A 21,291-nucleotide genomic window follows, 5' to 3' on the forward strand; every position below is an offset into this window, starting at 1 on the left:
GAAATGATACTACTATTAGATGTATATTACAGATATAGCATAACAACTAAACGATGGTTTTTCAATCAAAAATCGAACTTTAAATCAAAAAAATGATTCAATCTACGTCTTTTGGTTGTTATTCATCGAGTTTTTTATGTTAAAGTTAAGTAAAGTACACACATTGGAGGAGGATTTTTCATGGTCGCTAAAATTTTAGACGGGAAACAAATTGCAAAAGATTACAGACAAGGTCTTAAAGATCAAGTTGAAGCTTTGCAATCTAAGGGTTACACACCTAAACTATCTGTAATACTTGTAGGTAACGATGGTGCAAGTCAAAGTTATGTAAATTCTAAAAAGAAAGCAGCAGAAAAAATTGGTATGATTTCTGAAATCGTACATTTAGATGAATCAACATCTGAAGCAGACGTTCTAAACGAACTTAAACGTTTAAATGAAGATGATACTGTGAGCGGTATATTAGTACAAGTACCTTTACCAAAACAAGTAAGTGAACAAAAAGTTATAGAATCTATAGATCCAACAAAAGATGTGGATGGCTTCCACCCTGAAAATATTGGTAAACTTTATATAGACCAACAAACTTTCGTTCCATGTACACCTTTAGGCATTATGGAATTATTAAATCATGCTGATATTGATTTAGAAGGTAAAGATGCAGTTGTTATCGGACGTAGTCATATCGTAGGACAACCAGTATCTAAATTGTTATTACAAAAAAATGCATCTGTTACGATTCTTCATTCAAGAACTAAGGATATGCAAAGTTATTTAAAAAATGCTGATGTCATCGTTAGTGCTGTTGGTCGTCCGGGATTAGTTACAAAAGAAGATGTCAAAGAAGGCGCAGTTGTAATTGATGTTGGTAACACACCAGACGAAAATGGTAAATTAAAAGGTGATATTGCTTATGATGAAGTAAAAGAAGTTGCAGGCGCAATTACTCCAGTTCCTGGTGGCGTTGGCCCAATGACTATTACTATGGTTTTAAATAATACGCTTATGGCGGAAAAAATGCGTAGAGGTATTGAATAATCATTCTAGAATAATTATTACGTATTGTTACAATTAATATTTAAATAAAGAGAGGTTAGATGTCACAATGTGAAATCTAACCTCTCTTTTTATAAAATATTCAAAATTCAAATACTTCATCTAAATAATAATTTCACACCAGTACTTATTTTGGGTATAAATGATTCGAACTTTATTTTCTATCCATTTATACCTTTTTGTCGTAAAGTTGTGATAATAGATTTTAAGAAAAAACTTCCTCCATATATTTCTGAATCTCTTGAAATAAACTTACCTACTTTAAATTTATCAACTATTATTGAAGAAACTCCACCTTCATAATCATTATCAACATCTCTTTTTACTGTAAATGTGAATAATTTAGACCACCTTCTACTATATAAATAGTGTCTTTTACATGACATTCCAATTTTCCACTTTCTACATCTATAATAATATATTGTCCAAATATAAAAATGACAGAGATCTTTCAATGACATTTTTCATTTTCAGTTAAAACCCTCCCCCAAGAATTTCGAATTAAATTTAATATTATTTGAAGTTTGTTATGTCAAAACTCGCAGAACGTTCAATTTACTAAATGTTTACTGAAAATTACAGCTAGATTCAAAGTCATAGGTTATATTAAGACTATAGTACGATGTATTCTAAACTCATTTAAAGTATAGTATAGTTGAATAAAACAAATGACGGTCATACGGAGGTTAACGTTATGAATAAACTAATACAGTCATTATCAGCGTTAGGCGTATCTGCAACACTTGTGTCACCTAACTTAAGTGCAGAAGCTACTGATAATTCAACACCAGAACTAAAAGGTACTAATGATACAATCATCGAAAAAGGTGACGATTACAATTTACTTAATGGTGTAAGTGCCTTTGATAAAGAAGATGGCGATTTAACTCATAAAATTACCGTTGATGGAGATATAAATACAAATAAAACTGGAAAGTATAAAGTTGAATACAAAGTTGAAGATTCAAATGGTGCTGTAAAAAAATCTATACGTTATGTTGAAGTTAAGTAACACCTAGGTTTCATACATAGTCTCAAAAATCGTAAATGATAACGATTATCACAATTTTTAAGACAAAATTACCCTTTCGACTTAATTATGACACTTTTCACAAAATGTACACATAATTTTAACAAATCTTTAAAAGCCCGTCAGACATTGGTTCTGTTGGGTTTCTTTTAATTTTACAATAATTTTTTTCGCACAAACACTTGTAATAATTGCGTAATATCTTAAAATTGATGTTAAGCCCTACAATTGTAGTATTAGGAGGTCAAAAAAGTGTCAAAATTTAAGTCTTTGCTTCTACTCTTTGGCTCGCTAATTTTACTTAGTGGTTGTGAGAATGTAGAAGTTTTAAACCCAAAAGGGCCAATGGCAAGTGATACGAAGTTCTTGATTATCTATTCAATCATCTTCATGCTTGCTATAGTTGTCGCTGTAATTCTCTTGTTCACAGTCTTTCTATTCAAATATAGAATGGGCAAAACAGAGGAAACAGGAAAGATGCATCATAGTTTTTTACTTGAATCGATCTGGTTCATTATTCCAATTCTCATTGTAATTGCTATAGCCATTCCAACGGTTAAATCACTTTACATGTATGAGGAAACACCAGACAAAGAGGATGATCCAATTGTAGTTTATGCTACAAGTGCTGGTTACAAGTGGTTCTTTAGTTATCCTGAAGAAAAAATTGAAACTGTTAATCACTTAACAATACCGAAAGATCGTCCAGTTGTTTTCAAACTCCAATCAATGGATATGATGACAAGTTTCTGGATACCACAACTTGGTGGTCAGAAATACGCGATGACAGGTATGACGATGGACTGGACATTAACATCCAGTGAAGAAGGTACGTTCCGTGGACGTAACTCAAACTTCAATGGTGAAGGTTTTTCTCGTCAAACTTTCGATGTTAACTCAGTAAGTCAAAGTGAATTTAACGATTGGGTCAAAGATGCTCAAAGTAAAAAAGAGTTAGATCAAGATACATTTGATAAGCAACTTTTACCAACTACTGAAAATGAAGAGTTAACTTTCAGTGGTACCCATCTAGCATTTGTTGATCCTGCAGCAGATCCTGAGTATATTTTCCACGCTTATGATCGCTTCAATTACGTACAGAAAGATCCGAACTTTAACACTGAAGAAGAATTAACTGAAGATGTGTTAGATGAACCTGATCAACCTGCACGTAAACCGCAAATCACAAATGCGAACTATGAGAGACATGGTATGAAAGCCATGATTCTTGGCAACGATGAACCATACAACAGTGAATTCAAAGACGAAGAAAAACATAACGTCGAGGAAATGGACAAAATCTCTAAAGGTGCTAAAGACGAAAAAGTATCTGAAATAGAGAAAAAAGAGCATGAATCTGGAGGTGGACATTAATGAATTTTCCATGGGATCAATTACTTGTTGAAGGTTCTTGGATGATTACAATGGCACAAATCGGTGCCCCATTTGGAATCATTGGACTAATCGCAGTAATTACTTATTTTAAATTATGGAAATATTTATACAGAGAATGGTTCACATCTGTCGACCATAAGAAAATCGGGGCAATGTACTTAATCTGTGCCGTATTAATGTTCGTTCGTGGTGGTATTGACGCATTAATGATGCGTACACAATTAGCGATTCCTAACAATACGTTCTTGGACTCAAATCACTATAACGAAGTTTTTAGTACACACGGTGTTATCATGATTATCTTTATGGCAATGCCTTTCATATTTGGTTTATGGAATGTCATTGTACCTTTACAAATTGGTGCTCGAGACGTTGCATTCCCTGTATTAAATAGCGTAAGTTTCTGGTTATTCTTCTCAGGTATGATTTTATTCAACCTGTCATTTATAATCGGAGGCTCACCTGCTGCTGGTTGGACTAACTATGCACCACTCGCAGGCGAATTCAGTCCCGGGCCAGGTGTCAATTATTACTTAATTGCAATACAGATTTCTGGTATCGGTACACTGATGACAGGTATTAACTTCTTTGTAACTATACTTAGAATGAAAACACCTACAATGAAATTTATGGAAATGCCAATGTTTACGGTTACTACTTTCATTACAGCTTTAATCGTTATCTTGGCTTTCCCAGTACTAACAGTAGCATTAGCACTATTTACAACCGATAATATATTCGGTACAGCATTCTTTACAGTTGCTAATGGTGGTATGCCAATGCTTTGGGCTAACTTCTTCTGGGTATGGGGGCACCCCGAAGTATACATCGTTATCCTACCAGCATTCGGTATATACTCTGAAATCATTCCAACGTTTGCGCGTAAACGCCTATTTGGTCACCAAAGTATGGTTTGGGCGACTGCAGGTATCGCATTCTTAAGTTTCTTAGTTTGGGTTCACCATTTCTTCACAATGGGTAATGGTGCATTAATTAACTCATTCTTCTCGATTTCAACAATGCTTATTGGTATACCAACCGGTGTCAAAATATTTAACTGGTTGTTCACGCTTTACCAAGGTCGTATTACCTTTGAATCACCAATGCTATTCGCATTAGGATTCATACCTAACTTCTTAATTGGTGGGGTAACTGGTATTATGCTTTCTATGGCAGCAGCAGATTACCAATACCACAACACGTACTTCTTAGTAGCCCATTTCCACTACACATTAGTAGCGGGGGTTGTATTTGCCTGTCTAGGAGCTTTAATATTCTGGTGGCCTAAGATGACTGGATTTAAGCTGAACGAGACATTAAATAAATGGTGTTTCTGGTTCTTTGTAATTGGTTTCAACATTTGTTTCATACCTCAATTCATACTAGGTCTTGATGGTATGCCACGTCGTTTATACACTTATATGCCTGAAGATGGTTGGTGGTTACTAAACGTAATTTCAACTTTCGGTGCCCTATTAATGGCATTAGGCTTTATGTTCTTAGTCGCAAGTATTGTTTACAGCTTCTTCAAAGCACCACGTGAAGCAACTGGTGATAATTGGGATGGCTTAGGTCGTACTTTAGAATGGTCAACTGCAGCTGCAATGCCACCTAAATACAACTTTGCTATCACACCAGACTGGAACGACTACGATACATTTGTTGATATGAAAGAACATGGTCGTCATTATTTAGATAACCATAATTACACAGATATCCACATGCCGAATAATACGCCAGTTGGTTTTTGGATGGGAATATTCTTCACTATTGGTGGTTTCTTCCTAGTCTTTGAAACAATGCTACCGGCTATTCTTTGTTTAATTGGTATTTTCGGAACTATGATTTACCGTAGTTTCCAAGTAGATCACGGTTATCATATTCCAGTTTCTGAAGTAATTGAAACTGAAAAACGTTTACGTGAAGCACGAATAAAAGAAAAGGAGGCTGTAAGTCATGAGTCATGATGCAAACACAATTGATCAACGTTCGCATGAAGGTGAATTAAATAAGCTTGGCTTTTGGATTTTCCTTACAGCTGAATTCTCATTATTTGGTACGTTGTTTGCAGCGTTACTAACACTGCAACATGGTGGCGATTATGGTGGTAAAATGACTACCGAGTTATTTGAATTGCCCCTCGTTTTGATAATGACATTCGCTTTATTGATTAGTTCTTATACATGTGGTATTGCAATTTACTACATGAGAAAAGAAAAAGAAAAATTAATGATGATTTGGATGATTATCACTGTATTATTAGGTGTCGTATTCGTGGGCTTTGAAATCTATGAATTCATACACTATGTACATGAAGGTGTTAACCTTTCTATTGGTTCTTATTGGTCTAGTTTCTTTATACTATTAGGAACACATGGTGCCCACGTATCGTTAGGTATCGTCTGGATTATCTGCTTATTAATTCAAGTAGCTATGCGAGGATTAAATAAAGACAATGCTCCTAAATTATTTATAGTAAGTTTATATTGGCACTTTTTAGATGTTGTATGGATCTTCATCTTCACTGCCGTATATATGATAGGGATGGTGTTTAGCGGATGAATACAATAGTAAAACACACAGTAGGTTTTATTGCCTCAATCGTTCTGACAATATTAGCAGTGTTTGTAACTTTATACACATCTATGGAACTTAACGTTAAGATTACCATCATTTTTGGTTTTGCTTTTATACAAGCTGCAGTTCAATTATTAATGTTCATGCACTTAACTGAAGGTAGAGACGGAAACTTACAAGCATTTAAAGTTATATTTGCGATTATCATTACTTTAATTACTGTTATTGGTACTTATTGGGTAATGCAAGGTGGACACTCGGCTCACTTATAATCCAAGAAAAGACTTCTCTAAAAGAGAAGTCTTTTTTTATTATTAATTAAATTATAGAAGTTAGTTCCCGTTAAATTTTATGTTTTTTCCCTACTTTTATGCTCAACTTAAATATACATTAATTTATATACAACACTTTTAAAAGAAAACAATGTAAAATGGATCCATACAATAACAAAATGACTTAGGAGGACTTAACAATTATGAAACAACCAATCATTATAGATGCCGATCCTGGTATTGATGATGCCGCTGCTATAAGTATCGCGCTGAATCATCCCAACTTTGACCTACGAATGATTACTACAATTAATGGTAATGTTGGCATTGAGAAAACTACAGCAAATACGTTGAAACTCAAGCAATTCTTTGCAAGTGACGTACCCGTTCATAGAGGGGCTTCTCAACCATTAGTTTCTGAGATTGTAGATGCAAGCCAAGTTCATGGTGAGTCAGGTATGGATGGTTATCCATTTCCTAAAGTAAATGAAAAAGATTTAGCTTCAACACATGCTGTAGAAGCAATGCGAAAAGCTTTAATAAGTAGTGAGATTCCTATAACTCTTATACCTATAGGTCCATTAACGAATATTGCCTTATTACTTTCTACTTATCCAGAAGTAAAAGATTATATTAAGGAAATTGTATTAATGGGAGGCAGCGCAGACCGTGGTAATGTCACCCCTTTAGCGGAATTTAATATTTATTGTGACCCTGAGGCTGCACAAATCGTTTTTAATTCTGGTTTGCCTTTAACCATGGTAGGACTTGATGTAGCAAGAAGTTCAACATTAAGCCATGCATTTGTAAATAAACTACCAACACTAAATGAAACTGGTGATATGTTGCATCAACTCTTCAAGCATTACAAAGGCGATGATTTTGAAAAAGGGATTAATGTATACGATGCATATACTGTGCTTTATTTGCTTCATCCTGAGAAATTCAATGTACAGGAAGCAGATGTACAAATAGAAACGAATGGTACATTTACAAAAGGTGCAACAGTAACTGATTTCAAATCTCGCTTCCCTAATTGTTCAGTGGTCATGTCCATTCATCCCGATACGTTTGAGGACATGTTCGTCAATGCACTAAAATACTGTAAATAAGGTGAATATGATTTGTAGCATAATATAACTATTATTTATACTTAAGAAAAAACACTCCTAATACTGTCATCAAGTTAAAGGTTGTACCTTTACACTTTACAGTTAGGAGTGTTTTAAATTACTTCATTTTAGGTTACTACAATAATCAAGTAATTAATAACGTTGCCCTACTATATTATAAGGCTTGTCTTGTTTTAGTAATTTATTAAAAATATGTTTTATCTTTTCCTCATTATTCACATCATTATTTTCATAATTTGTCCCAAGCACCACAATATAGTCGTCATTAAAATATGCCGTAAATACTTGTCCAAAAAAACCACCATTAATTCGATTTTTATTAGGAAGTGAATAAAAACCATAACGATACGCTTTTAGATAACGTGGCGTTAAACTTTCATGTAGTAAAGGCGTTGTTATATTATCTTTGAATAGTTCATTGTTTTGTAAAGTTAATATCAATTTCCCCATATCATGAGGGGTCATATATAAATTACCAGCGCCGTAATATTGGTTTAAAACATTAGGCTTCTGCTTAACCGGTTCACCTGTATTTTCATCTTTTTTATAGCCTTCCGCCATATCTTTTTTGAAAGTTTCATCATTAAAAAATGCCGTGTGCTCCAATCCGTATGGCTTTGATAATCTGTTTTCGAAATTCTTTGAAAAAGATTTACCAGTTACTTCTTCTATCACACGAGATAAAACTAAATAATTAGCATCATTATATCTATTTTTATTATAAAATTTAGTCTCAATACCTTTGCGTTGTATTGACTGTACTGCATTATCTAGATTTTTATAAGAAGTTGAAGCTTTATATTTATATAAACCACTTTGATGAAGCATAAGTTGATTTAATGTAATAGGTTTGGATGTTTTGAACCATGGCAAATATTGATGAACCACATCATTCATATTAATTTTTTGCTCATTTTCTAATTGCTTAAGCATTAATCCAGTGGTGAATTTTTGAGAAGATCCGATTAAATATAATGTGTCTGCCCTATTCTTTTCATCTGTTTCAAAATTTTTGAAACCATATCCTTTATTTAATTTAAGTTGACCACGTTCAAAAACAGCTATAGTGCCGTTAAAATTAACTTTTTCTAAATATTGATGAATCGCGTTTATTTGTGGGTTGTTTTTATCCATTACTGTTTTCAAATTATTCGTATGAATAATTTGGTATTTCGTGTCTTGTTTATTATCTTGATAATATCTATATCCAATTGTAAAAGTGATTATTGTTAAAATAAAGATTAAAAAAATGATAAATTGTTTTAGTTTTTTTGATGTCATCTTGCTGCCTCTACATAAATTAATCTATATTTTAAATATAGTCTTTTTCAAATTGATCTGTAATTGCATCTATATCTTCTACATTCAGAGAGAAATAGAGTTTAATTTTCGGCTCTGTTCCAGATGGTCTAAGCGCGATAAATCCATTATCAAAAATGAATCTAATCAAATCCGTTTTCGGTAACGTTAATGCTTCTGTTGTACCTTCTATAACATTTCTATTTTCACCCGTATGATAGTCTTCTATTTGTTTTACATCCATACCACAAATTGAGAATATATCGTTATTTCTAAATTGACTCATTATATTCGAAATCTTTTCTACACCTTCGGCTCCTTCAAATGACGGTGCGAGTGTTCTATCTTTAAATGCACCAATATTTTGATAAATATCTTCCATAGTGTCTTTAAATGTTAAACCATTTTTAGATAATAGATTTTTATATTTAACTAATAAAGGTACCATTTGAATTGCATCTTTATCTCTAGAAATTGATTTCGCTAAATAGCCGTGGCTTTCCTCAAATGCGAGTAATAATTGCGTCTCATTGTCTGCACCTTTTTGCTCAATTAAATCAGAAATATATTTAAATCCAGTCAGCACATTATTAACTTGTACATCTAACGCTAATGCTAATCTTTCTGCTAACTCACTTGTGACGATAGATTTAATAATGTAAAGTGGTGCGCCTGCTTCAACTAATTCTTGAAATCTCAATTTCATAAACAGTAACCCAATTTCATTACCATTAAAATATCTATATTCATTTTTTCCATAACGCTCAATAAAACCAAATCTATCTGCATCAGGGTCTGTAGCTATGATCAGTTGTGCGTCTGTTTTTTCTGCAAGTGCTAGGCCGTAATTAAAAGCAGTTTCATCTTCAGGATTAGCAATTTCTACAGTTGGGAAATTACCATCCGGTGTAGATTGCTCTTCTTCTATCACAAAATTTTGGTAATCCAATTCTGTTAATATATTTGAAACTAACGGTAAACTTGTACCATGTAAACTGGTTAATACTACTTTTGCACCTTTTTCATCAATCGAACCTACTAAATCTTTAACTTCACTTTTATATTTTTCAGTTACTTCACTAGTAATATATTTAATTCTATTATTTTCTTTTAATACTTCAAAATCGCCCTTTTTAATCGATAATGGAGATTCTATCGTATTAATATAATTACTAAGTTGTTCGGATTCATCAGGTAATAATTGGCCGCCTTTTTCATCATAAATTTTTATACCATTATAATTTTTAGGATTATGACTAGCTGTTATCATCACACCTGCATCTGCATTCAAATGTCTAACGGCAAATGATAACTCTGGAGTAGATTTATAATCTTCTGATAAAATAGGTATAACATTATTGTTAGCTAGCACACTAGCCATTTCTTGTGAAAATGCTTTAGATAAAAATCTCGTATCAAAGTGTATTACTACAGTTGGTGAATCAATTTTACTTCTTAAAAATTGAGCTAAACCTAAAGCCACTTTGCGAATTGTAAATGCATTTAATCTTCCTGGTCCTAAGCCAAAAGTGCTTCTAATACCTGCAGTTCCAAAAGCTAAACTTCCTTTGAACCCTTCTTCTTTTTCTGTTTCAGTTTGTATTTCATAAAAATCTTTCACTAAACTCTCATCTATTTTATCTAACCATTCTTGCTTCATACTCACTTTTCCTCCTCATATCTTTTGCTAAAGATATATCCATTTCAATTATTAATTTTAAAAATATTTTATAGAAAGCATTGTTCTTAAATTATAACGTAGCAAAGCCCTTTTTTCTTATATTTATAATTATTTTGTCATTTCCTTGAAACACAGTTATTGTTCACAAGATGATATTTCTATTATATATTATAGCTCATGTATCGCTATAAATCATTTCTAAGCAAATGACAATTTTGTTAGTTTCTACTGATAAATTCCAATATATAAGCATTATACTACACATACCCTAATTTAATTTTACTTTAAACTTGAAAATAACACATTCATAGTTGATATTTACTAGCTATAGTAATAAAATTATAAGTTATAGTACATTTTCTTCTTTACAAATATTTAATATAGTTAAAAGAGCTATAACATTTAACGATAATATAGTAACATGTACAAAATCATATACATGGGGAGCTTCAAACATGAATAAATTTTTAAAATATTTTTTAATATTTCTATCTTTAGTTCTTGTCGTTGTTCCGGTTATATTTGCTATCATTCTACTCAAATCATCTCAAGGCGCTTTTGAGAATTCTTTTAACGATGGTGACTCCTCTAGGAAACCAAACATTCGTGAATCTAAAGTCGATCCTTCTAAAGATCCTATTTCTATCTTATTTTTAGGTATTGATGGAAATAGTGGACGAGAAAAAAATGGGCAAAGTACTGAACAATCAAGAACCGATGCAATGATTCTTTCAACATTTAATTCCGATAAAGAACAAATAAGAATGCTAAGCATTCCTCGTGATACAATCAGTTATATTCCAAAAGTAGGTTATTACGATAAAATCACTCATGCACATGCTTATGGTGGACCTACAGCTTCAATGGATTCTGTAGAAGCTACTTTAAACGTACCGGTTGATTATTATGTACGTATTAATATGGATGCATTCGTAGATGCTGTTGATGAACTTGGTGGCATTGAATATAATGTCCCTTATGACATCAGTGAACCAAATACTGATGACAGTGGCAAAATAAAAGTTGAAAAAGGACATCAAAAACTAAATGGCGACGAAGCATTAGCAGTCGCTAGAACACGACATCATGATTCTGATTTAAAACGTGGTCAAAGACAAATGGAGTTAATTAAAAAACTCTTTGCTAAGGCACAAAATGCTGGTTCCTTTAGTAAGCTAGATGATGTTATTGAAATAGTTGGGAATAATTCAAAACATAATTTAAGCTATGATGAGGTAAAAGCTCTTGCAACATCTTATTTAAAAGATGATGTTGAAATCAAAAGTAAACAACTTAAAGGTGAAGATGATTACTTAAATGGAATCTATTATTACAATCCAGATATTAATAGTATTCAAGACACTTCAAATTTACTACGTGATGATTTAAATTTACCTAAGATTGAAGATACAAGTGATTTCTTAAATCAACGTGTCACTGATTTTTATGGTACACTCGTACCACAAACAGAGTTAGACAGTAGTCTACTTAGAAAAAATCAAAATGATACTTCCAATGATAATGATGAAGACAATTCATCAGAATTAAATGGCACTGAAAACAATGATAATTCACAACAACAGAATAACGATCAACAACAAATTGATCCTAATCAACAACAAGTAGATCCTAATCAGCAACAAGGTAACCCTAACCAACAACAAAACAATAATAATCAGCAACAACAGAATACCGATCAGCAACAAATAGATCCTAATCAGCAACAAAATACTCAAGAAGTACCAACTAATCAATATTAACTGTAGAGAGGAGCTCACTATATGTCACGCAAAACATACGAAAAACTTGCTCATATAAACGGAATGTTTAATGTTTTAGAACAACAAATGATACACAGCAAAGATATGGCGCTTTTTAGAAATGAATTTTTCTATGTCAATCATGAACACCGTGAAAACTATGAAGCTTTACGCATATACTATAAAGATAGTGATAATAATCCTATCATCGATGGTGCATGTTATATTGTTGGACTTCCAGAAATATTCGAAAAAGTTGATGTTTTTGAATCAGAATTACCGTTTTCATGGGTTTATAATCAAAATGGTATTACAGAAACAATGAAAGAAATTAGCGTACCCATCCAATATCTTATTGCGGCTGCACTAGAGGTTACAGATGTTAATTTATTTAGACCATCTGGTTTTACAATGGGTATGAATAATTGGAATATTGCACAAATGCGAATTTTTTGGCAATATACTGCGATAATTAGAAAAGAAGCACAATAATCATTAAAAAACGCCCTATCATATTAAACTTTGATAGGGCGTTTTTTTAACCAAAATAAATGAAACGAGGAATAGTTATGTTTAAAATTGTTACAACGCCTTCCATGATGGAAGATGCATATAGTGTACGAAAACAAGTATTTGTTCTTGAACAAGGTGTACCGTTAGAAAATGAAATAGATCAATACGAAGCTATTGCTACGCATATCATTGGATATGATGAAAACAACATCCCCTTCGCCACTGGTAGATTTCGTCCTTATGACAATGCCGTTAAAATAGAAAGAGTTGCTATTATTTCATCTCATAGAAAATCTGGATATGGCAAACTACTCATGCAATTTTTAGAAGAAATCGCTAAAAATCAAGGCCATCATTCCTTAATGCTAAATGCACAATGCCACGCTCAAACTTTTTATGAATCTCTTGGATATAAACCTTTTGGAAAGATTTTTATTGAGGAAAATATTGATCATATTGCTATGACAAAATCTATTTAACCCAATTTAATATGTTTTTGTATTTATATTGCAACTATCTTTTGTAATATTTCGATTTGTGTAATATTTCAATATTTTCAAAATTAAGCTTTATAACGCATTAAATCAGATGTTATAACTTTTCCAAAACTTAATTAGATTAATTTTATATTACAAATCAGTAAAAAGTAAACCACTCCTCCAAAAGTCGTATTATAATAGATATTAAATTATATAGTTAAAGGGGCAGTTTAATGACTAAGAAAAAGTTTACTTATAAAGTACCGTCGATGGTAGCACTAACGTTAGCAGGTACAGCTTTAACATCTCATCAAGCACAAGCTGCAGATGACGTACAAAATAAATCTACAAACGAGAATGTGTTAGATGATAAGAATACACTTAAACAAAGTGAACAAATCAAATCTGAAGTTAGTAAACCTACCGCTAATATTTCAGGTACACAATCATACCAAGACCCTACACAAGTTGAACAGACCTTAGCAAACGAAGTTAACACTTACGATGCAGAATTAGATGAGTTGAACTCTGATCAAACACCAAGTCAAGATACATACAATCAACAAACTTCAGGCCAAGAAGACCAAGCGAACACGCAATCTGAAGCTAATGAAGTAACTGAAAACACTCAGGATTCTGAAGATGCTCAAAGTATTGAACAAGAGCCCGCTCAAAACAATAGTTCTTCTGACCTAAACCAGCAAGATTCCGAAGAGACTCAACAATCTGTAGAAGATACTTCTAATCAAAATATTCAACACAACGAAGGCAATTCAACTGATGATACAACTACTGCAGTTGATAACAGTCAAACTGTTGAAAATACGCAAGCTACTGAACAAAATACAGCTCAAGACAACACTTCTTCTGATGTAAACGAACAAAATTCTGAAGATACTAAAGCTACTGAAGAAGACACTTCTAATAAAGATGTTCAAGACAATCAAGCTAATCAAAATTCTGAACAAAATAAAGAGGACAACACTTCTTCTGATGTAAACGAACAAAATTCTGAAGATACTAAAGCTATTGAAGAAGACGCTTCTAATAAAGACGTTCAAGACGATCAAGCTAATCAAAATTCTGAACAAAATAAAGAGTACAATACTTCTTCTGACGTAAACGAACAGAATCCTGAAGATACTAAAGCTACTGAAGAAGACGCTTCTAATAAAGTCGTTCAAGATGATGAAACTAATCAATCTACTGAACAAAATACAGCTCAAGACAACACTTCTTCTGACGTAAACAAACAGAATCCTGAGGACGCTAAAGCTACTGAAGAAGACGCTTCTAATGAAGACGTTCAAGATGATGAAACTAATCATTCTACTGAACAAAATAAAGAGGACAACACTTCTTCTGACGTAAGTGAACAAAATTCTGAAGATGCTAAAGCTACTGAAGAAGACGCTTCTAATAAAGACGTTCAAGATGATGAAGATGCTAAAACTTCTGAAGATAATAAAGTAGACGACTCTTCTGACGTAAACGAACAGAATTCTGAAGATGCTAAAGCTACTGAAGAAGACGCTTCTAATGAAGACGTTCAAGATGATGAAACTAATCAATCTACTGAACAAAATAAAGAGGACAACACTTCTTCTGACGTAAGTGAACAAAATTCTGAAGATGCTAAAACTTCTGAAGATAATAAAGTAGACGACTCTTCTGACGTAAACGAACAGAATTCTGAAGATGCTAAAGCTACTGAAGAAGACGCTTCTAATGAAGACGTTCAAGATGATGAAGATGTTAAAGCTTCTGAAGATAATAAAGTAGATGACTCTTCTGACGTAAACGAACAGAATTCTGAAGATGCTAAAGCTACTGAAGAAGACGCTTCTAATGAAGACGTTCAAGATGATGAAGATGTTAAAGCTTCTGAAGATAATAAAGTAGATGACTCTTCTGACGTAAGTGAGCAAAGCACAAGCGAAGATAGTAAGGCAACATCAACTGCGACAGCAGTTGCAACTAATCCTAGTACGCCAAGTACTACTGCGACAACGGTAAGTACAGAAGCTACTCCTAAATTAAGAGTAGCATCAGCTAATGTAAATAATACGCTTTCAACGCGTTCTGCAATAACAAGAGAAGCAGGCACAACAAGTTCTCTACCAGCATATAGTCCACAAGTGAGTTCATCACTTAATAACTATATTCGTAACAATAACTTCCAAGCTCCAAATTATGAACAAGATATTGCAAGTTATTTACCGCAATATAATTATCGTTATGGTAAACCAGAAGGTATCGTTTTACACGAAACTGCAAATGATAACTCAACTATTACTGGTGAAATTAACTACATGAAGAATAATTATAATAGTGCTTTTGTTCATGCATATATTGACGGTAATCGTATTATTGAAACTGCAAATACTGACTATCTTGCTTGGGGCGCTGGTCCAGCTGCAAACGATCGATTTATTCATGTTGAGTTAGTTCATACACATGATTATGATTCATTTGCACGTTCAATTAACAATTATGCTGATTATGCAGCGACAAACTTACAATATTATGGTCTTTCACCAGATAGTGCTGAGTACGATGGACAAGGTACAGTTTGGACTCACCAAGCCGTTAGTACTTTCCTAGGTGGTTCTAATCATACGGACCCTCATGGTTACTTAGCTTCATATAACTACAGTTATGATGAATTATATGACCTAATCTATGAAAAATATTTAATTAAAACTGGTCAAGTAGCACCTTGGGGAGCAACATCTTCAGGTAGTACTAGTGGAAAAGACGAATCTACAAATACAGATGGTTCTAGCAATACTGGTGGCTCAGGTAGTACTGTTACCCCACCAAAAACAGGTTCATTAACAGTAGAAGCTAATAATGGTGTTGGCCGTATTAATACTACGAATGATGGCTTATATGCAACAGTTTATGACCACCAAGGTAAAAAAACTGATCGTACAAATCAAACACTAAAAGTTACAAAATCAGCCAAAATAGGCAACGAAAATTTCTATTTGGTAACTGATTATAATAAAGGGAACTTAATTGGTTGGGTTCACCAAAATGATGTGGATTATAATACAGCTAAACCTGTTACTGCGATAAATAAAACTTATAATATTAAACCAGGCGAAATTTTATATACAGTCCCTTGGGGTACTAGCTCTCAAAAAGCTGGAACTGTTTCAGGTAACGCTAACCAAACATTTAAAGCAACGAAACAACAACAAATTGATAAAACAAACTATGTTTATGGCTCTGTAAATGATTTATCTGGTTGGGTAAGTTTAAGTAAGTTGTCTTCACCAAGTTCAACTGTTGCCCCACCTGCAAATACAGGTCAATTATCAGTAACTAATCTTACTAACCAACAAGGTACTGTAGCCAAAACAAATCATGGTGTCTACACTTCAGTTTACGACAAACAAGGTGTACAAAAACCATATGTGAATGGCAATACTTATAAATTAAGTAAAAAAGCTACACTTGGAAGTAATAGTTTCTACTTAATAACAGATAACAAAACGAATAGTAATATAGGTTGGATGCAAACCGGTGATATTACAGTTAATGAAGCTGCTACTAAAAATACAGCAAACCCAACTCAATCAGTAAGTAAAATTGGTCAATTAAATAATACAAATTCTGGTATTAAGACTAAAGTTAATGATACAAAAGCCAAAGATGCATCTAAATTATCAGGCCGTACATTTAACGTTACAAAACAACGTACACAAGGCGATAACACTTACGTATTAATTCAAAATTCTAACCAAAACACACCATTAGGTTGGGTTAATACAAAAGACATCAATACACGTGATTTAAGTAAAACATCTGCTAAAAATGGTCAATTCACAATTAAATCTACAAATAATGGACTTTATGCAGTACCTTGGGGTACAAAAGCTCAACAATTAGACTCATTAAAAAATGTGAAAAACAATCAATTTAATGCTTCTAAATCAGTTAAAGTAGATAAAGATGAATACTTGTACGGTAATGTTAATAACAAGACTGGATGGATTGCAGCTAAAGATTTAAATACAAATAATAAAGTTGCAACCGAAACTCAAACATCTGACGTAACTAAATCGGCAGTTACACCTTATAAATTTGATTATGTTATTTATAATGCTGATGGTAGTTATTACTTAGATCCAACTTCTAATCAACCAGCAGGCTCATTAAATGATTTCTATGAAAGTATCTTTACAGTATTCGAGAAACAAGTTGTCAATGGTGTGACTTGGTATCACGGCAAACTATCTAATGGCCAAATGGTTTGGATTAAAGAAGAAGACTTACGCAAAGAGTTAATCAAATATTATCAATCTGGTCTAACGCTAGATGAAGCTGTTGCAATTCAAGCAGGTTTAAAAACCAAACCTCAAATTCAACACACACCAGGTAAATGGGAAGATGCTACACCTATCGAAATAAAAAATGCTATGGATACTGGTAAATTAGCACAAGACCCTACTCAAAAATATCAATTCTTACGTTTAGATAAATCTCAAGATATTGCTTCAGCAGATTTAGATAAACTTTTAGTTGGTAAAGGCATTTTAGAAGGTCAAGGCGAAGCATTCAGTGAAGCAGCTAAGGCTTACAATATAAATGAAGTTTATTTAATCTCACATGCCCTATTAGAAACAGGCGATGGTACTTCAAAACTTGCTAACGGTGGCGATGTAGTAGATGATAAAGTCGTAACAGATGGTCCAAACAAATATTATAATATGTTTGGTATCGGAGCAGTTGATAGCGATGCAGTTAAACAAGGTTTCGCTACTGCCAAATCTAACGGTTGGGATACAGTTAAAAAAGCAATCGTTGGTGGCGCTAAATTCATCTCAAGTTCATACATCAGCCAAGGTCAAAATACACTTTATAAAATGCGTTGGAACCCTGAAAATCCAGGTGAACATCAATACGCAACTGATGTAAGATGGGCAGAGCACAATGCCACACGTATTAAAGGGTTCTATGATTCAATGGGTAAATTAGGTAAATATTTTGATGTAAATACTTATAAAGCTTAATTTACACCTACAATACTATATTTTCTTTTATACAATTAAAATAAGAGTACATGATCACTCAACAGATATTTTCTATGAGTGATACATGTACTCTTAAATTTTTATTTATTGGTGCTTTCATATAAATTAATCAGCCCCAATAATCTAACGTAAATAAGCATGACGAACGTTTAATTTATATAGCAAATGGTTTAAGTCTTCTATATCTTGTGAAGTTAAATTTTGGCAGCGCGCTTCAATTAAAGCTACCCTTACCTCATTAATTTGTTGTACAAGTTCCTTTGTCTTATCCGTTACCACTAAATCTTTACATCTCAAATCTTTATTAGATTGTTTACTAGTTATGTAACCCATTTGGCAAAGTTTTTTTATCCAACGTGATACAATTGATTGTTCTTTATTAATTTTCATAGTTAAGTCATATTGAGATAAAACTTCATAATTGTATAAAATTCTTAACATTTCTAATTGCTCTGAAGTTAAATCTGTACGTTGGCCAAACCTTCTACTTACTAAGTTCAAATCGTTACTCGTCAGTGTAATTAATTGTTCTAGTTGTTTGTACATGTTGCTTCATCTCCACTATGTTAATTTACTTGTTACTACCAATCAAATGACACTATTATATTTCTTAATATTATAATGTCATTCTACATAATATACAATAATAAAATACAAATCGATCTATTTTGTTGCATTTCTCATATGATTTATAATAAATTAGTATCAGTGATTATAAAATTCACCCGGCACTTTTAAAGGAGAAAAAGCATGGCACAATTAAAAAAGAGAGATTACTTTTTTGACAATGCAAGAGCAATATTGATTTTTCTTGTTGTCTTTGGGCATTTATTACAACCTTACAATGAAGCGAGTACATATCTATCGTCGTTGTACTTAACAATATACAGCTTTCATATGCCAGCATTTTTATTTATTTCTGGTTACTTTGCAAAAAAAGCAGGAGAAGCTGGTTATTTAGAAAAAGTCTCTAAAAAACTATTAATACCTTATATTATTTTCTTTGGTTTTTTCTCTATATATTATTATTTAACTGGTAAAGAAGATAGCGTTCAATTCGATCCTTTCGATCCAGTGTTCGCACTTTGGTTTTTACTTACATTATTCTTCTTTCATGTGATTTTAGTAATTGTTAAAGACTATAAACCTTATTTTGTCTTACCAATAGCAATCATTTTTTCATTATTTGCTGGTTATTCTGACAATATTGATAATTATTTGAGTTTTTCAAGAACGATTATGTTCTTTCCGATATTTTATTTAGGTTATTTATTTACAAGTAAACATACTCAAATTTTACGAAATAAAAAGTTCGTCCCTATTGCTTTTATAATTTTAGTGACTTTCTATATAATCTATACCATTCATCCAATCAATTCAGACTGGTTGTTAGGTGATTCGCCATATATGTCATTAGAAGGGGAACAAGATCTTTACAGTCCGTTCAAAAGATTACTCCTTTATTTTATTATTTTAGCAACAATGTTTTCTTTCTTGAATTTAATACCTGAAAAAGAAAAATTCTTTACTTATATAGGACGTAGAACAATGCATATCTATTTATTACATGGTCTTGTAATCGGAGTGGTTCGTGGTTTTGGTCTTCATCCGTTTAAAGATGAAATATCTGTTTTAACTTATATTTATCTTTTAAGTGCAACATGTTTCATTGTTTATATTTTATCGACACGTTTTGTATCAAAATGGACAAACCCAGTTATTAATTTGCAGTCACCTTCTAAATTCAAAGGTTAATAAAAGCTTTTACCGAATTGTATTTATTTTAAATATGTTATGATAGAAATAATTTGATGATATCTATTAATCATACATATAAAAATACAATTCGGTATTTTTAATCTCGAGGTGAAATAATCAATGAAACTTTCTTTAAACAATAATGCTAAATATTTAAGTGCACCAAGCATACGTCAATTTTCAAGTCGTATTAAGAACATTGATAACTGTATCAATTTAACAATTGGCCAACCAGATTTTCCTATGCCAGATGTAGTTAAATCTGCATATATTAATGCGATAAATGAAAATCAAACAACCTATTCGCATAATAAAGGATTATTTGAAACAAGAAACGCTGTAAGTGAATATTTTGAGCAACGCTATCATTTTAAGTATAGTACTGAAGAAATTATTATTACTAATGGCGCTAGTGAAGCATTAGATACAGCATTACGAAGTATTATTAATCAAGGCGATGAAATTATTGTTCCTGGCCCTATTTATGCAGGATACATTCCTTTAATTAAAACACTGGGTGGCGTTCCAATTTTCATAGATACAACTCAGTCTCAGTATAAAATCACTCCTGAGGCCATAGAAGCTCATATTACGAACAATACAAAAGCAATATTACTAAACTATCCAACTAACCCTACTGGCGTCATATTATCGTATGATGAGGTTCAAGCAATCACTGAGACCTTGAAAGATAAAGAGATATTCATAATTAGTGATGAAATTTATGCTGAAAACACATTTAGTGGAAAACATACTTCTTTTGCAGAATTTGATGCTATCCGCGATCAACTTTTACTCGTAGGTGGTTTAAGTAAATCACATTCTGCAACTGGTATCCGTATTGGATTTTTAATTGGACCTGAGTACTTAATTGAAAAGTTAACATTTATGCATGCTTATAATTGTATTTGTGCAAATGTACCAGCACAAATTGCTTGTATTGCTGCTTTAAATGAAGGCTTAGAAGCACCACAATATATGAATAAAGCTTATATTGAACGTCGTGATTTTTTAATTCAAAAATTAGAGTCTCTCGGATTTGAACTTGATGCTAAGCCAGAAGGTGCTTTTTATATCTTCCCTAGCATCAAAAAATTTACTGATGACGATTTTGAATTTTGTATTAATGTACTTGAAAAAGCACATGTAGCAATGGTACCAGGTTCAGCTTTTACTGATTTAGGTAAAGGTCATGTACGTATATCCTATGCTTATGAACTTGACGCCTTAAAAGAAGGTATGAGAAGGCTTGAAGAATTTCTTAAGGAATACTATCAACAATAACTTTTTATTATA

The 21,291-nt window shown here is 32.5% G+C and carries 17 protein-coding genes; 13 read left to right on the forward strand and 4 right to left on the reverse strand.

The genetic code is table 11. The features are described from left to right. The first annotated feature begins 180 nt into the window (after window positions 1–180). Window positions 181–1,038, forward strand: coding sequence for a bifunctional methylenetetrahydrofolate dehydrogenase/methenyltetrahydrofolate cyclohydrolase FolD (gene folD / locus NSR03_RS07525; protein WP_021338634.1), 858 nt, complete (start codon window positions 181–183; stop codon window positions 1,036–1,038). Between the two features lie 179 nt (window positions 1,039–1,217). On the opposite strand, the gene NSR03_RS07530 is transcribed toward folD, so the two are convergent. Beyond that, on the reverse strand, window positions 1,218–1,442 hold the full coding sequence (locus NSR03_RS07530; RefSeq protein ID WP_021338633.1) for a hypothetical protein: 225 nt from the start codon (window positions 1,440–1,442) through the stop codon (window positions 1,218–1,220). Between the two features lie 308 nt (window positions 1,443–1,750). Here NSR03_RS07530 and NSR03_RS07535 point away from each other — a divergent pair, with 308 nt between their 5' ends. The 6 genes from NSR03_RS07535 (at window position 1,751) to rihC (ending at window position 7,442) form a co-directional block, all read left to right on the forward strand. Beyond that, window positions 1,751–2,068, forward strand: coding sequence for a DUF5011 domain-containing protein (locus NSR03_RS07535; protein ID WP_002508037.1), 318 nt, complete (start codon window positions 1,751–1,753; stop codon window positions 2,066–2,068). Window positions 2,069–2,338: 270 nt separating this feature from the next. Next, a complete protein-coding gene (gene qoxA, locus NSR03_RS07540) occupies window positions 2,339–3,460 on the forward strand; it encodes a cytochrome aa3 quinol oxidase subunit II (protein ID WP_046465172.1) in 1,122 nt (373 codons plus the stop codon). After that, a complete protein-coding gene (qoxB, locus tag NSR03_RS07545) occupies window positions 3,460–5,448 on the forward strand; it encodes a cytochrome aa3 quinol oxidase subunit I (protein WP_021338631.1) in 1,989 nt (662 codons plus the stop codon). The genes qoxA and qoxB overlap by 1 nt, the downstream gene beginning before the upstream one ends. Then, window positions 5,438–6,043, forward strand: a complete 606-nt coding sequence (qoxC, locus tag NSR03_RS07550; protein WP_002508040.1) for a cytochrome aa3 quinol oxidase subunit III — start codon at window positions 5,438–5,440, stop codon at window positions 6,041–6,043. The genes qoxB and qoxC overlap by 11 nt, the downstream gene beginning before the upstream one ends. After that, window positions 6,040–6,330: a cytochrome aa3 quinol oxidase subunit IV gene (gene qoxD / locus NSR03_RS07555; protein ID WP_002508041.1), complete on the forward strand. Its 291-nt coding sequence runs from the start codon at window positions 6,040–6,042 to the stop codon at window positions 6,328–6,330. Before qoxC ends, qoxD begins: the two co-directional genes overlap by 4 nt. A gap of 203 nt (window positions 6,331–6,533) precedes the next feature. Further along, window positions 6,534–7,442 carry a ribonucleoside hydrolase RihC gene (rihC, locus tag NSR03_RS07560; RefSeq protein WP_021338629.1) on the forward strand — a complete coding sequence of 303 codons (909 nt, stop codon included), beginning with the start codon at window positions 6,534–6,536 and terminating at the stop codon, window positions 7,440–7,442. A gap of 153 nt (window positions 7,443–7,595) precedes the next feature. On the opposite strand, the gene NSR03_RS07565 is transcribed toward rihC, so the two are convergent. Both NSR03_RS07565 and NSR03_RS07570 read right to left on the reverse strand, forming a co-directional pair. Next, window positions 7,596–8,744, reverse strand: a complete 1,149-nt coding sequence (locus NSR03_RS07565; RefSeq protein ID WP_069820776.1) for a serine hydrolase domain-containing protein — start codon at window positions 8,742–8,744, stop codon at window positions 7,596–7,598. Between the two features lie 31 nt (window positions 8,745–8,775). Beyond that, complete coding sequence (locus tag NSR03_RS07570; RefSeq protein ID WP_069801740.1) at window positions 8,776–10,422, reverse strand: phospho-sugar mutase; 1,647 nt, start codon at window positions 10,420–10,422, stop codon at window positions 8,776–8,778. Window positions 10,423–10,898: 476 nt separating this feature from the next. Here NSR03_RS07570 and NSR03_RS07575 point away from each other — a divergent pair, with 476 nt between their 5' ends. The 4 genes from NSR03_RS07575 to NSR03_RS07590 all read left to right on the forward strand — a co-directional run bounded on the left by NSR03_RS07575 (window position 10,899) and on the right by NSR03_RS07590 (window position 18,216). Continuing rightward, window positions 10,899–12,203, forward strand: coding sequence for an LCP family protein (locus tag NSR03_RS07575; RefSeq protein WP_285328576.1), 1,305 nt, complete (start codon window positions 10,899–10,901; stop codon window positions 12,201–12,203). A 21-nt stretch (window positions 12,204–12,224) separates the two neighbouring features. After that, a complete protein-coding gene (locus NSR03_RS07580; RefSeq protein ID WP_002508047.1) occupies window positions 12,225–12,695 on the forward strand; it encodes a DUF2538 family protein in 471 nt (156 codons plus the stop codon). 77 nt (window positions 12,696–12,772) lie between these two features. After that, window positions 12,773–13,195 (forward strand): GNAT family N-acetyltransferase, encoded by a 423-nt coding sequence (locus NSR03_RS07585; RefSeq protein WP_021338624.1) that lies wholly within the window; start codon window positions 12,773–12,775, stop codon window positions 13,193–13,195. 233 nt (window positions 13,196–13,428) lie between these two features. Next, window positions 13,429–18,216 (forward strand): GW dipeptide domain-containing protein, encoded by a 4,788-nt coding sequence (locus tag NSR03_RS07590; RefSeq protein WP_340719197.1) that lies wholly within the window; start codon window positions 13,429–13,431, stop codon window positions 18,214–18,216. A gap of 144 nt (window positions 18,217–18,360) precedes the next feature. Here the strand turns inward: NSR03_RS07590 and NSR03_RS07595 are convergent, their stop codons facing one another. Then, window positions 18,361–18,783, reverse strand: a complete 423-nt coding sequence (locus NSR03_RS07595; protein ID WP_021339522.1) for a MarR family transcriptional regulator — start codon at window positions 18,781–18,783, stop codon at window positions 18,361–18,363. Between the two features lie 204 nt (window positions 18,784–18,987). On the opposite strand from NSR03_RS07595, the gene NSR03_RS07600 reads away from it, so the two are divergent. Together NSR03_RS07600 and NSR03_RS07605 are read left to right on the forward strand one after the other, a co-directional pair. Further along, on the forward strand, window positions 18,988–19,992 hold the full coding sequence (locus NSR03_RS07600; protein WP_069802059.1) for an acyltransferase family protein: 1,005 nt from the start codon (window positions 18,988–18,990) through the stop codon (window positions 19,990–19,992). A gap of 123 nt (window positions 19,993–20,115) precedes the next feature. Further along, window positions 20,116–21,279 carry an aminotransferase class I/II-fold pyridoxal phosphate-dependent enzyme gene (locus NSR03_RS07605; protein WP_021339520.1) on the forward strand — a complete coding sequence of 388 codons (1,164 nt, stop codon included), beginning with the start codon at window positions 20,116–20,118 and terminating at the stop codon, window positions 21,277–21,279. Window positions 21,280–21,291: the final 12 nt, after the last annotated feature.

This window comes from Staphylococcus sp. FSL W8-1207 (genome assembly GCF_038003745.1).
GTDB lineage: Bacteria > Bacillota > Bacilli > Staphylococcales > Staphylococcaceae > Staphylococcus > Staphylococcus equorum.

What these genes read in the sequence shown, in the direction of transcription:
- folD (WP_021338634.1), top strand. Translation starts at nt 181, where the DNA reads ATGGTCGCTAAAATTTTAGACGGGAAACAAATTGCAAAAGATTACAGA.
- NSR03_RS07530 (WP_021338633.1), bottom strand. Translation starts at nt 1,442, where the DNA reads ATGTCATGTAAAAGACACTATTTATATAGTAGAAGGTGGTCTAAATTA.
- NSR03_RS07535 (WP_002508037.1), top strand. Translation starts at nt 1,751, where the DNA reads ATGAATAAACTAATACAGTCATTATCAGCGTTAGGCGTATCTGCAACA.
- qoxB (WP_021338631.1), top strand. Translation starts at nt 3,460, where the DNA reads ATGAATTTTCCATGGGATCAATTACTTGTTGAAGGTTCTTGGATGATT.
- qoxC (WP_002508040.1), top strand. Translation starts at nt 5,438, where the DNA reads ATGAGTCATGATGCAAACACAATTGATCAACGTTCGCATGAAGGTGAA.
- qoxD (WP_002508041.1), top strand. Translation starts at nt 6,040, where the DNA reads ATGAATACAATAGTAAAACACACAGTAGGTTTTATTGCCTCAATCGTT.
- rihC (WP_021338629.1), top strand. Translation starts at nt 6,534, where the DNA reads ATGAAACAACCAATCATTATAGATGCCGATCCTGGTATTGATGATGCC.
- NSR03_RS07565 (WP_069820776.1), bottom strand. Translation starts at nt 8,744, where the DNA reads ATGACATCAAAAAAACTAAAACAATTTATCATTTTTTTAATCTTTATT.
- NSR03_RS07570 (WP_069801740.1), bottom strand. Translation starts at nt 10,422, where the DNA reads ATGAAGCAAGAATGGTTAGATAAAATAGATGAGAGTTTAGTGAAAGAT.
- NSR03_RS07575 (WP_285328576.1), top strand. Translation starts at nt 10,899, where the DNA reads ATGAATAAATTTTTAAAATATTTTTTAATATTTCTATCTTTAGTTCTT.
- NSR03_RS07580 (WP_002508047.1), top strand. Translation starts at nt 12,225, where the DNA reads ATGTCACGCAAAACATACGAAAAACTTGCTCATATAAACGGAATGTTT.
- NSR03_RS07585 (WP_021338624.1), top strand. Translation starts at nt 12,773, where the DNA reads ATGTTTAAAATTGTTACAACGCCTTCCATGATGGAAGATGCATATAGT.
- NSR03_RS07590 (WP_340719197.1), top strand. Translation starts at nt 13,429, where the DNA reads ATGACTAAGAAAAAGTTTACTTATAAAGTACCGTCGATGGTAGCACTA.
- NSR03_RS07595 (WP_021339522.1), bottom strand. Translation starts at nt 18,783, where the DNA reads ATGTACAAACAACTAGAACAATTAATTACACTGACGAGTAACGATTTG.
- NSR03_RS07600 (WP_069802059.1), top strand. Translation starts at nt 18,988, where the DNA reads ATGGCACAATTAAAAAAGAGAGATTACTTTTTTGACAATGCAAGAGCA.
- NSR03_RS07605 (WP_021339520.1), top strand. Translation starts at nt 20,116, where the DNA reads ATGAAACTTTCTTTAAACAATAATGCTAAATATTTAAGTGCACCAAGC.